At 44.2% G+C, this 12,767-nt stretch carries 12 protein-coding genes and 2 pseudogenes; 5 read left to right on the top strand and 9 right to left on the bottom strand.

The genetic code is table 11. The features are described from left to right. Position 1: 1 nt before the first annotated feature. The 4 genes from rfaQ to radC form a co-directional block, all read right to left on the bottom strand. Positions 2–1,066, bottom strand: coding sequence for a lipopolysaccharide core heptosyltransferase RfaQ (gene rfaQ / locus GKR74_RS08905; protein WP_336431316.1), 1,065 nt, complete (start codon positions 1,064–1,066; stop codon positions 2–4). Between the two features lie 211 nt (positions 1,067–1,277). Then, positions 1,278–1,445: a 50S ribosomal protein L33 gene (gene rpmG / locus GKR74_RS08900; protein ID WP_004265124.1), complete on the bottom strand. Its 168-nt coding sequence runs from the start codon at positions 1,443–1,445 to the stop codon at positions 1,278–1,280. 11 nt (positions 1,446–1,456) lie between these two features. Beyond that, complete coding sequence (gene rpmB, locus GKR74_RS08895) at positions 1,457–1,693, bottom strand: 50S ribosomal protein L28 (protein ID WP_004265123.1); 237 nt, start codon at positions 1,691–1,693, stop codon at positions 1,457–1,459. A 253-nt stretch (positions 1,694–1,946) separates the two neighbouring features. Beyond that, positions 1,947–2,612 (bottom strand): RadC family protein, encoded by a 666-nt coding sequence (radC, locus tag GKR74_RS08885; RefSeq protein WP_154603326.1) that lies wholly within the window; start codon positions 2,610–2,612, stop codon positions 1,947–1,949. Positions 2,613–2,794: 182 nt separating this feature from the next. Here radC and coaBC point away from each other — a divergent pair. The 3 genes and pseudogenes from coaBC to slmA all read left to right on the top strand — a co-directional run. Then, positions 2,795–4,033: pseudogene (gene coaBC / locus GKR74_RS08880) on the top strand (bifunctional phosphopantothenoylcysteine decarboxylase/phosphopantothenate--cysteine ligase CoaBC); the annotation flags it as partial. Then, on the top strand, positions 4,023–4,478 hold the full coding sequence (dut, locus tag GKR74_RS08875) for a dUTP diphosphatase (protein WP_154603302.1): 456 nt from the start codon (positions 4,023–4,025) through the stop codon (positions 4,476–4,478). The pseudogene coaBC and the gene dut, both read left to right, overlap by 11 nt. Before the next feature lie 233 nt (positions 4,479–4,711). Beyond that, positions 4,712–5,308, top strand: coding sequence for a nucleoid occlusion factor SlmA (gene slmA, locus GKR74_RS08870; protein ID WP_154603301.1), 597 nt, complete (start codon positions 4,712–4,714; stop codon positions 5,306–5,308). 54 nt (positions 5,309–5,362) lie between these two features. Here slmA and pyrE read toward each other — a convergent pair whose 3' ends face one another. Together pyrE and rph are read right to left on the bottom strand one after the other, a co-directional pair. Beyond that, positions 5,363–6,004, bottom strand: a complete 642-nt coding sequence (gene pyrE, locus GKR74_RS08865) for an orotate phosphoribosyltransferase (protein ID WP_154603300.1) — start codon at positions 6,002–6,004, stop codon at positions 5,363–5,365. Between the two features lie 138 nt (positions 6,005–6,142). Next, the gene (gene rph / locus GKR74_RS08860; protein ID WP_036950714.1) at positions 6,143–6,856 is read right to left on the bottom strand and encodes a ribonuclease PH; all 714 of its coding nucleotides are present in this window, start codon (positions 6,854–6,856) and stop codon (positions 6,143–6,145) included. 123 nt (positions 6,857–6,979) lie between these two features. On the opposite strand from rph, the gene GKR74_RS08855 reads away from it, so the two are divergent. Further along, positions 6,980–7,843, top strand: a complete 864-nt coding sequence (locus GKR74_RS08855) for a YicC/YloC family endoribonuclease (RefSeq protein WP_132497006.1) — start codon at positions 6,980–6,982, stop codon at positions 7,841–7,843. Positions 7,844–7,919: 76 nt separating this feature from the next. On the opposite strand, the gene GKR74_RS08850 is transcribed toward GKR74_RS08855, so the two are convergent. Further along, a complete protein-coding gene (locus GKR74_RS08850) occupies positions 7,920–9,176 on the bottom strand; it encodes a nucleoside permease (RefSeq protein WP_154603299.1) in 1,257 nt (418 codons plus the stop codon). 124 nt (positions 9,177–9,300) lie between these two features. Beyond that, complete coding sequence (locus tag GKR74_RS08845) at positions 9,301–10,119, bottom strand: purine-nucleoside phosphorylase (RefSeq protein WP_036950708.1); 819 nt, start codon at positions 10,117–10,119, stop codon at positions 9,301–9,303. 203 nt (positions 10,120–10,322) lie between these two features. On the opposite strand from GKR74_RS08845, the pseudogene GKR74_RS08840 reads away from it, so the two are divergent. Beyond that, positions 10,323–11,576 (top strand): annotated as a pseudogene (locus GKR74_RS08840) (ROK family protein). A gap of 39 nt (positions 11,577–11,615) precedes the next feature. On the opposite strand, the gene GKR74_RS08835 reads toward GKR74_RS08840, so the two are convergent. Further along, positions 11,616–12,767: nucleotide sugar dehydrogenase (locus GKR74_RS08835; RefSeq protein ID WP_154603297.1), on the bottom strand; the 1,152-nt coding region annotated here is incomplete at its 5' end.

The raw sequence follows: 12,767 nt of genomic DNA, 5'->3' as shown, positions 1-12,767 counted from the left end.
CTTAGTACCTTCCCATCATTGAGCGCATATTCATCGGTAGCATTTGCTCCGTCGCTTCAATCACATCACTCGCAGGAATTACGGAGAGATATTTTTTATTGCGGTCTAGTTCATCTCTAGGTGGCATATTTTCATAATCTCCTGCCCAGAATTTCACCACATTATCGCTCCATGGACGCCAGAAAATATGGTTTGTGGCGCCAAATAGGCAAACGATGGGAGTTTTCACCGCGGCAGCAATATGCATAGGTGCAGAATCCACGCCAATAAAAAGAGCGGCGTGCGCAATTAATGCACCTAATTCAGGGAAGGATGTTTTTCCTGCAAGCTCAGTCGTTGGCTTGGTTTGGCAATTCTCCGCAATTTCATTCACACACGCTAAGTCTTCTTTGCTTGGGCCCGATGTTAATACCACTTGATAACCACGAGACTGCAATGCATCAATGACAGCTGAGAACTTTTCATTATCCCAACATTTAAAAATTTGTCGGGCGGTTGGCTGGATCACAACATAGCTACTGTGAACGCCAAGATCTAACAGCCTCTGATCAATTTTTTTCCAATCATCTTCCGCATAAGACATGGTTAGGTCTGTTTTGAATTCTTGGATCCCTAACGGCTTTAATACAGAAAGATTGTTTAAAACAACATGTTCCCCTTCAGGGGGAGTGAGATGCGTAAAGCTATTTCGCCAAAATTTCGAATCACGATGACCGAAATCGTGCGAAACCTTAGTTTCTGCGGGAATGGCACGAACGAGTAACGAAACCATCCATTGATCAGCAAGGTTAACGACCAAATCATATTGATTACGACGTAATTTAAACAGCAGACTTAAAAAGTTGCAGGCTTTACTCAAACCACCACTTTTCTTACCTTTCATACCATATAGTGTATGGATCTCTTGGTTTTCCGACAAAATGGGAATGGTGTCCTGATAAAGCAAAACATCAATCTGGGCATCAGGATAATTTTGCTTTAATGAGCTGATAACAGGCGTCGTCAGTAGCATGTCACCATGAAACCGCATCTTGATTACAAGAATTTTTTTATACTGTTTTTTCACCAGGAGCTCTTAATCAGGTCTAGTAGATAAATTGATATGGATATTTGACAATAAAATGCGTTATTAATTCCATGAATACTGAATATGTTACTACGTTCAGATTAATGGTTATAGTTTTTAATCAATATCCCAGTGGATAGCCACTTTATGGCTAATTTTTGACATAAAAAAACCCAGCCTAAGCTGGGTTCTTCGTACGCAGAAAGCAAAATTATTTGATTTTTGCTTCTTTGTAGATCACATGCTTACGAACAACTGGATCGAATTTTTTCAGTTCCAGTTTTTCTGGCATTGTGCGCTTGTTCTTCGTAGTGGTATAGAAGTGACCTGTACCTTCAGAAGAAACCAGCTTGATTTTCTCGCGAATACCTTTAGCCATTTTTTAGCTCCTTAGTACTTCTCACCGCGGGTACGCAGTTCAGCAAGAACAGCATCAATACCCTTTTTATCGATAACACGCATACCTTTAGCAGATACACGCAGTGTTACGAAACGTTTCTCAGACTCAACCCAGAAACGGTGAGAGTGCAGGTTTGGCAAAAAACGACGTTTGGTCGCGTTTAATGCGTGTGAACGGTTGTTACCGCTCATTGGACGCTTGCCGGTAACTTGGCAGACTCGTGACATGTCTATTCTCCAAAAATCTAATCAGCTCGAGCTTTTTTGTTCTGGGCTTGACTGCCTCGTCAGGCTTAGGAGCCCATCTCAGCAAACTTTTAAGTGATCAACAAAATATCTTTATCTTAGCAAAAAAATTTACTGAGATAGGCTCTTCTCGTCAAACCCGAGATCCTTAAAGGTGGCGTAGTATACGCTTTCAATCGTTTTCACTCAAGCCCAACACAGCAAAAGTTGTCATTTTTTAGTCAAAAAAATGATTTTACAGCCATCCGCGCTCAGTAAATGAGGTACAAGATTTGTGTCCAACCACAAAATGATCAAGTAATTTAATCCCCATCATGTCACAAGCACTTTGAATTTTCTCAGTAACGTACTTATCTGCCATGCTTGGCTCAGGGTTTCCCGATGGGTGATTATGGGCAAGCACTATCGCTCTGGCATTCATTTTCATGGCAAACCGGATAATTTCCCTTGGATGCACTTCAACACGATTGATTGTGCCTTTAAACATCTCTTCATGGCAAATCACCTGATGCTGATTATTCAAAAATAGCACCATGAAAACTTCTCGCTCCTGCCCTGAAAATAATTCAAGTAACCTCGATTTCAATGTATTGGGATTATCCATCACATCATCACAAAGTACTTGTGCAGAGAAACAGCGCCTTGCGAGCTCACTAGCTGCTTGCAATTGGCTTAATTTACAAACCCCCAGCCCTTTACATTCAATCAGCTTTGCGTAGTCAGCTTGCACTAATAAATAGAGTGAACCAAACTCATGAAGTAAGCGCTGAGCAAGTTGTAAAACGGGTTCACCCCGTGTTCCAGTGCGCAGAAAAATCGCTAATAATTCTGCATCTGATAATGATGCAGTCCCATACGCCAACATTTTTTCTCGTGGTAAAAGCTCCATATATTCGTGCATCGACTCACCCTCTTTCGCGTCGTTGTCCTCTTTGTAGCCAACCAACATGCTCAGGGCAATCATCTAAACTAGCCTTTGCGTAGCGCTTCGCAAAAATAGCATCGGGATACAAAATCGGCTCTCTCACCAAGCTCATTGATATGGTAAGATGCCCCCCATGTTGACCAAATCGGACAGAGACCATGACTCAACAAACTTCAGTTAACTCATTATTAGGTAAGCGAATTGTTCTTGGTATCAGTGGTGGAATAGCCGCTTATAAAATTCCTGAACTCACTCGCCGACTGCGTGATGAAGGGGCATCTGTACGTGTTGTCATGACACCTGCGGCAAAAGCGTTCATTACACCTCTCACTCTGCAAGCTGTTTCCGGTTATCCGGTCGCTGATGATTTGCTAGACCCCGCAGCGGAAGCCGCAATGGGTCACATTGAATTGGCAAAATGGGCTGATATAATTATTTTAGCGCCAGCAACTGCCGATTTAATCGCACGATTAAGCGCTGGTATGGCGAATGATTTACTCACGACTGTTTGTCTTGCATCTGCGGCGCCTATTGCCGTCGTGCCTGCGATGAATCAACAAATGTATCGCGCAGCGGCAACACAGGATAATTTAATCAGACTGCAACAACGCCAGTGTATGATTTGGGGCCCTGATGAAGGCAGCCAAGCATGTGGTGATGTCGGTCCCGGGCGCATGATTGACCCATTAGCGATTGTGAAATTAGCTAGCCAGCATTTTCAATCATGTTTAGATCAGCAATCCCGTTCAGATCTAGACGGGATTTCAATCATGGTCACGGCAGGCCCAACCCGTGAAGATTTAGACCCTGTACGCTTTATCAGTAATCACAGTTCTGGAAAAATGGGTTTTGCTATCGCGCAAGCCGCCAGTGAACGCGGAGCGAATGTCACTCTCGTTGCTGGCCCTGTTAATCTAGTAACACCGGATGGTGTAAACCGCATTAACGTGACGAGCGCCCTTGAGATGTATGAACAAGTACACCAGTCTATTACTGAGCAAGATATTTTTATCGGCTGTGCTGCGGTTGCAGATTACCGAGCTAAAACCGTCGCTGAAAATAAAATTAAGAAACAAGGGGATGAAGTTTCCATTACTCTTGTACAAAATCCTGACATTGTGGCAAGTGTAGGAAAACTGACGCAAAATCGTCCTTATGTAGTCGGTTTCGCGGCAGAAACCCAAAATGTCGAAGAATATGCACGACAAAAGCGCCAACAAAAGCAACTTGATTTAATTTGTGCGAATGACGTTTCCTTAGCGGATAATGGTTTTAATAGTGATAACAATGCACTACATCTATTTGATGCCCACGGCGATGTTCGATTACCACACAGTAGTAAAATTGAATTAAGCCACCATTTACTTGACGAGATACTCCAACGTTATGAAAAAAATCGATCTGAAAATTCTTGATGCCCGTATTGGGAACGAGTTTCCACTGCCAACTTACGCGACCACTGGCTCTGCGGGTTTAGATTTACGTGCATGTCTTGATGCACCTATCGATTTAGCGCCGGGTCAAACTGAATTGATCCCAACGGGTCTAGCTATCCATATTGCGGACGAGCAACTTGCCGCAGTGATCCTGCCGCGTTCAGGTTTAGGTCATAAGCATGGCGTTGTACTGGGTAACTTAGTCGGTTTAATCGACTCTGACTACCAAGGCCAACTGATGGTGTCTGTATGGAACCGTGGCGATAAAACATTCACCGTTGAACCAGGTGAACGTATGGCACAAATGGTCTTTGTTCCTGTTGTTCAGGCACAATTCAATATTGTGGATGACTTTGACGCGACAGAGCGTGGTGAAGGCGGTTTCGGTCACTCTGGTCGCCAATAATGGGTCTCCAATAAGTCGAACCTATTCACGTTGAAATACCGAATATAGGCGTCCTACAAGCGCCTATATTTATGAATAAAAACAATCAGTAAGGTATTTCTGTACCTCGTGAATAGCTTAGATTTGGTTATAATCTCTACATATTTTAAATCTGTTTTATTCTGAGTGTGACTTTACTCAGAGCGAAATTTTGGATAGTTTGTCTTGCTGTTTTAGCAGGGGTCTTATCAGACATGGCAGAGAATACAATACAAAAACGTAACAGACGTGATGAGATTTTACAGGCTCTTGCGTTAATGTTAGAAAGTAGCGATGGTAGCCAGCGTATTACAACGGCAAAACTCGCTGCGACAGTCGGTGTTTCAGAAGCTGCACTATATCGTCATTTTCCAAGCAAAATGAAGATGTTCGACAGCTTAATTGAATTTATTGAAGATTCACTTGTTTCCCGCATCAACCTGATTTTAGCGGACGAAAAAGATACACTTGTCCGGATTAAACTGGTTTTAGCGCTAATTTTAGGTTTCTCTGAGAAAAACCCTGGATTAACGCGTATAATGACGGGTCATGCGCTAATGTTCGAGCAAGATAGGCTGCAAGGGCGCATTAACCAATTATTCGAACGCATCGAATCACAGCTGCGACAAGTATTAAAAGAGAAAAAAATCCGTGATGGACACGGTTTTATCCATGACGAATCACTATTAGCTTCTCAACTATTAGCCTTCTGTGAAGGTATGCTGTCCCGCTTCGTACGTTCTGAGTTTCGTTACCGTCCAACGGTAGAATTTGAAACTCGCTGGCCTTTAATTTTGGCTCAGCTACAATAACCGCTTATTTATACTACTCACCCCGCCCATTATTGGGCGAGGGCTTTTTTTCAATTAAATTCCGTACTGATCACGATACGCTTTCATTGCAGCAAGATGCTGTTGCATATCTTCTTTTTCCGCTAAATACGTAATTAAGTCGCTCATTGTGATGATCGAATACACTTTACAGCCATAATCACGTTCCACTTCCTGCACCGCAGAAATTTCCCCTTTCCCTTTTTCTTGACGATCTAAACACAGCAACACGCCGCTCAACGTTGCTTCTTGCTGTTTGATAATTTCCATCGACTCACGAATTGCCGTACCTGCCGTAATCACATCATCAACGACCACCACACGACCTTGCAGTGGGCTACCCACTAATGTGCCGCCTTCCCCGTGGTCTTTCGCTTCCTTACGATTAAAACAATATGGCATATCAATATCATGATGTTCCGCCAATGCGACTGCTGTTGTGGTCGCAATCGGAATACCTTTATAGGCTGGGCCAAAAATCACATCACACTCAATTGCACTTTCTTTTAACGCTTGTGCATAAAAACGACCGACAAGAGCCAAGTCACGCCCTGTATTAAATAGCCCCGCATTAAAGAAATAGGGACTCTTACGACCTGATTTCAGCGTAAACTCACCAAATTTCAGTACCTGTTTTTTCATGGCAAGTTCAATAAAATCGCGCTGATAGGCTTTCATTGGTCATTCTCCTCAATTAATTTGTATTGGTCTTTTTTTGAAACGACTTTCGCGGTTTATCTTCATCAGTAAACAACTTAATCAATAAACTGCGGGCATAAAAAAGGCGACTTTTCAGCCGCCTATTTAATAATAAATTTATTTCAGCGCTTCTCGCTGAGCTTCGAAAATGGTATCTAGCCCCGTTTTCGCTAATGCTAAAAGAGCTAAAAGCTCTTCATGGCTGAATGGTTCGCCTTCTGCGGTACCTTGTACCTCAATCATTCGACCATCATCCATCATTACGACGTTCATATCCGTTTCTGCAGCAGAATCTTCAACATACTCCAGGTCACACAGCGCTTCTTGGTTAACGATACCCACAGACACCGCAGCAACCATGGATTTCAGAGGACTTTTCGCTAATTTGCCTTGAGCAACCATGTTATTCAGTGCATCAACCAATGCAACACACGCGCCGGAAATCGCCGCAGTACGTGTACCGCCATCTGCTTGGATAACATCGCAGTCCAACGTAATGGTGTGTTCGCCAAGTTTTTTCAGGTCAACCGCCGCACGTAATGAACGCGCGATCAGTCGTTGAATTTCCATAGTACGACCGGTTTGTTTCCCTTTTGCCGCTTCACGTTGGTTACGGGAGTTTGTAGCGCGAGGTAACATGCCATATTCTGCGGTTACCCAACCTTGTCCCTGACCTTTTAAGAAACGAGGAACACCCTCTTCAACGGTCGCGTTACATAACACCTTAGTGTCGCCAAACTCAATAAGAACAGAGCCTTCTGCGTGCTTTGTATAATTACGCGTAATTTTTATTGGACGCATCTGGTCTGCTAATCTACCTGCTGGGCGCATGGTGTTATCTCCGTTATCAACTCAAATTGGCACGTATTATACGTTGTTAATCGGATAATGCCTATCCTGTCATCCGTCATAGCGCTATAATCCTGTTATCTCAATGAATGATAGGAACGAATTATGATCCGTAGTATGACTGCTTTTGCCCGCCGTGATATCAAGGGTGAATGGGGGAATGCGGCTTGGGAGCTGCGTTCCGTAAACCAGCGTTATTTAGAAACCTATATCCGTTTACCCGAGCAATTTCGCAGCTTAGAGCCAGTTATCCGTGAACGCCTTCGTTCCCGCCTAACCCGTGGTAAAGTCGAATGTAATCTGCGTTTTGACTTAGATGGTGCTCACCGTGGTGAGTTACTACTCAATGAAGATTTAGCTCGCCAGCTGATTAGCGCAGCAAACTGGGTAAAAAATTACAGCCACGAAGGTGAAATTAACCCATTAGAAATCTTACGCTGGCCGGGTGTGATGTCCGCTGGTGAACAAGATTTAGACGCGATTAGTGAACAGTTAATGGCAGGCTTAGATGAAACCATCGATGCCTTTATCCAAAGCCGTGAAGCAGAGGGTGCAGCGCTGCATAGCCTTATCGAGCAACGTCTGGATGGTGTTTTGGTTGAAGTTGCCAAAGTTCGCCAACATATGCCTGAAATCCTACAATGGCAGCGTGACCGTCTACAAAGCAAGCTAGACGACGCACAAATCCAAGTAGACAGTAATCGTTTAGAGCAAGAGCTGATTTTACTGGCTCAGCGCGTTGATGTCGCTGAAGAGTTAGATCGACTGGAAGCGCACGTTAAAGAGACACGCAATATTCTGAAGAAGAAAGAAGCCAGCGGCCGTCGCCTCGATTTTATGATGCAAGAGTTTAACCGCGAATCAAACACCCTTGCCTCTAAGTCTATTAATAGTGAAGTGACTAACTCTGCTGTTGAACTTAAAGTGCTGATCGAGCAAATGCGCGAACAGATTCAGAACATCGAATAAAATTCACTTTTCAGAGTAACTTCAAGCCAGCTTATTCACTGAATTCGCTGGCTTTTTTATTAAGTCAAACTCAACCTTAACCCGCTTTTGCCATTTCCAACGGTTTCTCTCGTTGGTGCTTATAATGGAAAGAGAAGTAGAAAATCACGGCCAATATTACGGTGTAGGACGAGAACACCAGCCAAATTGACTGCCAATCCTTCACGCCATCCACACTAAAGTAGTCGACGACCAATCCGCTCAATATCGCCCCAAAATAGGCGCCCACACCATTCACCATGGTCATGAACAACCCTTGAGCACTGGCACGCATACGGTGATCCACTTCCTGCTCAATAAAAATAGAGCCGGAAATATTAAAGAAATCAAACGCACAGCCATACACAATCATCGACATAATTAAGAACATCAAACCGATAGTCGATGGGTCACCGAATGCAAAGAAACCAAATCGTAATGTCCATGCCAACATACTGAGCAGCATGACGGTTTTAATGCCATAACGCTTTAAAAAGAATGGAATAGCAAGAATAAATGCCACTTCGGCCATTTGGGAAACTGACAGCAAAATCGATGGATACTGAACAATCAAACTGTCTTGATACAGCGGGTTACGCGCAAAATCATGCAAGAACGGGCTACCAAACGTATTGGTAATTTGCAGAACCGCGCCCAGTAGCATCGCAAACAGGAAAAATACCGCCATAATCGGCTTTTTGAACAACACTAAGGCATCTAACCCAATCTTGCTCATCCAACTGGTGGTAATCGCCTGCTTATTCACTGCCATTTTTGGTAATGTCAGGGAATACATCGCGAGCAGCAGCGAGCAACTTCCCGCCACATACAGCTGCATACTACTCAACTCAAACTTCAGTAAACTAATGCTCCACATCGCCGCAATAAATCCTACGGTACCAAATACACGAATTGGCGGGAAATTAGCAACAGAGTCTAGCTGATACTGACTTAGCGATGAGTAGCTAATGGTGTTCGACAAGGCAATAGTCGGCATAAATGCCATCGCATTAATTAACATTGCCCAGAACATCACTGAAGGATCCGCCACCGTCGCAGCGTAAAACAATGAACCCGCACAAATAATATGGCAAAGCATATACAGGCGGTTTGCAGGAATATATTTATCCGCAATGATGCCGATTAATCCGGGCATCAAAATAGCGGCAATCCCTTTCGAGCTGTACACCATACCGACTTCAGCCCCGGAGAAATCCAAGGTTTTCATCATGTAGGCACCCAATGTCACCAGCCAACTTCCCCAAACAAAATATTGCAGAAAAAGCATGACCTTTAAACGAGACTTAATATTCATACTAGGCTCCGTTTGGAGTGAATTTGGCGGGTAACATTCTCAGCTCGGCAATAATGCCCCAAAGGAAAACCGCTCCCGCACTGTCTTTCTATTAATTTGATAAAAAGCTTAATTTGATAAAAAGTTAGAAACGCTCAATCACACCCGTTACTAATTTTAAGAAGGTTGCCTTCACTTTTTCTGCCGTTTCAATCACTTCATCATGGCTTAAAGGCTGTTCTAAAATGCCGCACGCCATGTTGGTCAGGCAGGAAATACCGACTGTTTTAATCTGAGAATGGTGAGCCACCAGCGCTTCAGGTACGGTAGACATTCCCACCGCATCAGCGCCAAGAGTTCTGATCATGCGAATTTCGGCTGGCGTTTCATAGGTTGGGCCTGTCCACCATGCATACACGCCTTGGCGCAGAGACACACCTTGCTCCTTCGCGACATCCAAAATCGTTTGGCGCAGCTCTTTGTTGTACACTTCGCTGACATCCAGGAAACGTACACCCAGTTCAGGGTTGTTTGGTCCCATTAATGGGTTATTCGCCGTCAGGTTAATATGGTCGGTGATAACCATCAGGTCGCCCGGATTAAAGTCAGTATTCACCGCTCCGCAGGCGTTGGTGATGATCAACTTTTCCACACCCAGCGCTTTCATTAAACGCACAGGGAACGTCACTTGATCCAGCGAAAAACCTTCGTAATAGTGAAAACGACCTTTCATCGCCACTACCGTTTTGCCTGCAATCGTCCCGATCACTAATTCGTTCGCGTGACCTACCGCTTCAGACTTCGCAAAATGTGGCACTTCGCTATAAGGAATATGCACCGCATTTTCTAACGTATCAGCAAATGGGCCTAATCCAGACCCTAAAATGATCCCAACAGTGGGCTTCATGTCCGTACGAGATTGGATAAAACTCAGACTTTCTAAGATATCTTTGGTGTTGTGCATAATGCGCTCCGCAATCAAATCAAATAAAGAAGATGATTGGGATAATAACGTAATTAGAAAATCTAACAGCGATCTTAATCTCATTTTGAGAAAATGTTAATAAACATGACATCTGTTAAAGTACTCGCCATGTGAATCTGTTAATCTTGAATGATTAGCTTTATAACTGGATATTCCACTAGCGAAAACAGGAGGGGGAGCCATTGTTACACCGTTTATTGAACGAATTTCGCACATCCAAAAATTCCAAAACTCAAAAACTCAAAACGCTGTATCGGCTGATCCTCAACCACGGACCAATTCGGGCGGAAGCGCTAACCTCCCTCGCGAACATGAAACCCGCGACCTGTGCCAGGCTCCTCGATGAACTAAGTAAATGCCAGTTACTCTCCACGTCAGAACTTGGGGAATCAACGGGAGGACGCAAACCCATTTTGTACAGCGTCAACCCGGCTGATGGCTACTTAATTGGCATTGAGATGAGTGATATCTACTCAACAATTGTTCTGCAAAATCTGAAGTTAGACATTCTTGGCAAAGTCAAAATCAAGTATGAGCACCTCGAAACCGCTGAAAACATGCTCGAACATCTATTGGACAACGTCGATGACCTGCTTGCTGAGCATCAGTTAGATACTCAAAAAATACTGGGTATCGGCATTGCCATCGACCATATTTTAGAACGCGATAAAGTACCTTACTCTGACTACAACGCACGAATTCAGGCGCTATATCAGTACATTACTCAGCGCGTTCCCTGCTTTGTTCTGTTAGGAAGTGGCATCAGCTTCGCGGCCTTTGCAGAGTACCGTTTACGCTACGCCTCTGATAGCCAACGATTCTTACTCACCACTTGTGACACAGACATTCGCAGCTCGACTATTATCAATAATCAATATGCCCCAACGCCAATAAGCACCGCACAAGCTTTTGGACACACGACTATCGATATCAATGGTCAGCGTTGTGAGTGCGGCTCGTTTGGCTGTTTAAAACAGTACAGTTCATTACACGCCATTAAATCTCGCGTGATTCAACATTTAAGGCTCGGTAAACCCTCGGTCATTAACCAACTCGTCAAATCTGAAGATGAAATTAACTATCACACGATTTTTCAGGCGCTTGCCCAGAACGATGAGGTGTGTCTTAAAGCCTTGGAAGAAGCCGCGTATTACTACGGTATCGCGATTGCCAACGCGGTATTAATTACCCAAGCCGATGTGGTGGTTTGCGGGGGAACCCTCACCCCAAAAAACCATTTCTTTGAAATGACCAAAAAATCCATTGAGCAAAAACTCTCGATTTTCCCGCATATCAAACCGCGCATTTACCCAGCTAATGATTCTTATGAAATCGTCGCTCAAGGTGCAGGTGGGATGGTGATGGAAAGCTATCTTTCTGAGTGACGATGGATTCAAATAAAAAATGCCCCAACTTGTGGGGCATTTTCATTATAAATCACCGGTGACTATTTTAATCTTAGTCATTACCAAGCTTTAGTCATTACCAAACAGGTCACGGGTATAGACTTTGTCCGCCACATCATCCAGTTCAGGCACCATACGGTTTGCCAGAATAATGTCGCTTTCTGCTTTGAACGTTTCTAAATCACGGATAACTTTCGAACGGAAGAATTCATCTTCTTTGAGTACTGGCTCGTAAACCACCACTTCAATTCCTTTGGCTTTGATACGCTTCATCACACCCTGCACCGCAGAGGCACGGAAGTTATCGGAGCCCGCTTTCATCACTAAGCGATACACACCCACTTTACGCGGTGCTTTAGCAATAATCGCATCCGAGATAAAGTCTTTACGCGTGCGGTTAGATTCGACAATCGCGTTAATTAGGTTGTTCGGTACATCGTCGTAGTTCGCCAGTAACTGCTTAGTGTCTTTTGGTAAGCAGTAACCGCCGTAACCGAAGGATGGGTTATTGTAGTGGCTGCCGATACGTGGGTCTAAAGAAACCCCTTCAATGATTTGACGCGCATTTAAGCCACGGCTTTCTGCGTAAGTGTCTAATTCATTGAAGTATGCCACACGCATGGCTAAGAAAGTGTTGGCGAATAATTTGACCGCTTCGGCTTCAGTGCCATCAGTAAACAGCACCGGCACATCTTTCTTAATCGCGCCTTCTAACAGCAAGTCAGCGAAAATCTGTGCGCGTTCAGAGCGCTCGCCCACCACGATACGGGACGGGTACAAGTTATCCCACAGCGCGCGACCTTCACGTAAGAATTCTGGGGAGAAAATCACGTTGGTGTAACCGAACTCTTCACGCAGACGCTCCGTAAAGCCCACTGGAATAGTAGATTTGACGATAATGGTCGCGTCTGGATTCAGTTTGTTCACATCGTGAATAACGGATTCCACTGAATTGGTGTTGAAGTAGTTAGTTTTTGGGTCGTAGTCTGTCGGGGTCGCCACAATCACGTATTGCGCGCCAGTATAGGCTTCGACTTTATCTTCGGTTGCACGGAAATTAAGCTGTTTTTCCGTTAAAAACTGTTCGATTTCGGTATCGATAATTGGGGATTGCTTATTATTAAGCATCGCCACTTTTTCAGGAATGATATCCACCGCCACCACTTCGTGGTGTTGGGACAGTAACATGGCGTTAGACAGACCGACGTAGCCGGTACCTGC

The organism is Providencia sp. wls1914 (genome assembly GCF_009706645.1).
GTDB classification, from domain to species: Bacteria; Pseudomonadota; Gammaproteobacteria; order Enterobacterales; family Enterobacteriaceae; genus Providencia; species Providencia zhijiangensis.
Note: the sequence above shows the minus strand (reverse complement) of the source record. Positions and strands in the feature narration are given on the sequence as shown.

Excerpts from the sequence above, each read along its gene's own strand:
- rpmG (WP_004265124.1), bottom strand. The coding sequence starts at position 1,445 with ATGGCTAAAGGTATTCGCGAGAAAATCAAGCTGGTTTCTTCTGAAGGT.
- rpmB (WP_004265123.1), bottom strand. The coding sequence starts at position 1,693 with ATGTCACGAGTCTGCCAAGTTACCGGCAAGCGTCCAATGAGCGGTAAC.
- radC (WP_154603326.1), bottom strand. The coding sequence starts at position 2,612 with ATGCACGAATATATGGAGCTTTTACCACGAGAAAAAATGTTGGCGTAT.
- dut (WP_154603302.1), top strand. The coding sequence starts at position 4,023 with ATGAAAAAAATCGATCTGAAAATTCTTGATGCCCGTATTGGGAACGAG.
- slmA (WP_154603301.1), top strand. The coding sequence starts at position 4,712 with ATGGCAGAGAATACAATACAAAAACGTAACAGACGTGATGAGATTTTA.
- pyrE (WP_154603300.1), bottom strand. The coding sequence starts at position 6,004 with ATGAAAGCCTATCAGCGCGATTTTATTGAACTTGCCATGAAAAAACAG.
- rph (WP_036950714.1), bottom strand. The coding sequence starts at position 6,856 with ATGCGCCCAGCAGGTAGATTAGCAGACCAGATGCGTCCAATAAAAATT.
- GKR74_RS08855 (WP_132497006.1), top strand. The coding sequence starts at position 6,980 with ATGATCCGTAGTATGACTGCTTTTGCCCGCCGTGATATCAAGGGTGAA.
- GKR74_RS08850 (WP_154603299.1), bottom strand. The coding sequence starts at position 9,176 with ATGAATATTAAGTCTCGTTTAAAGGTCATGCTTTTTCTGCAATATTTT.
- GKR74_RS08845 (WP_036950708.1), bottom strand. The coding sequence starts at position 10,119 with ATGCACAACACCAAAGATATCTTAGAAAGTCTGAGTTTTATCCAATCT.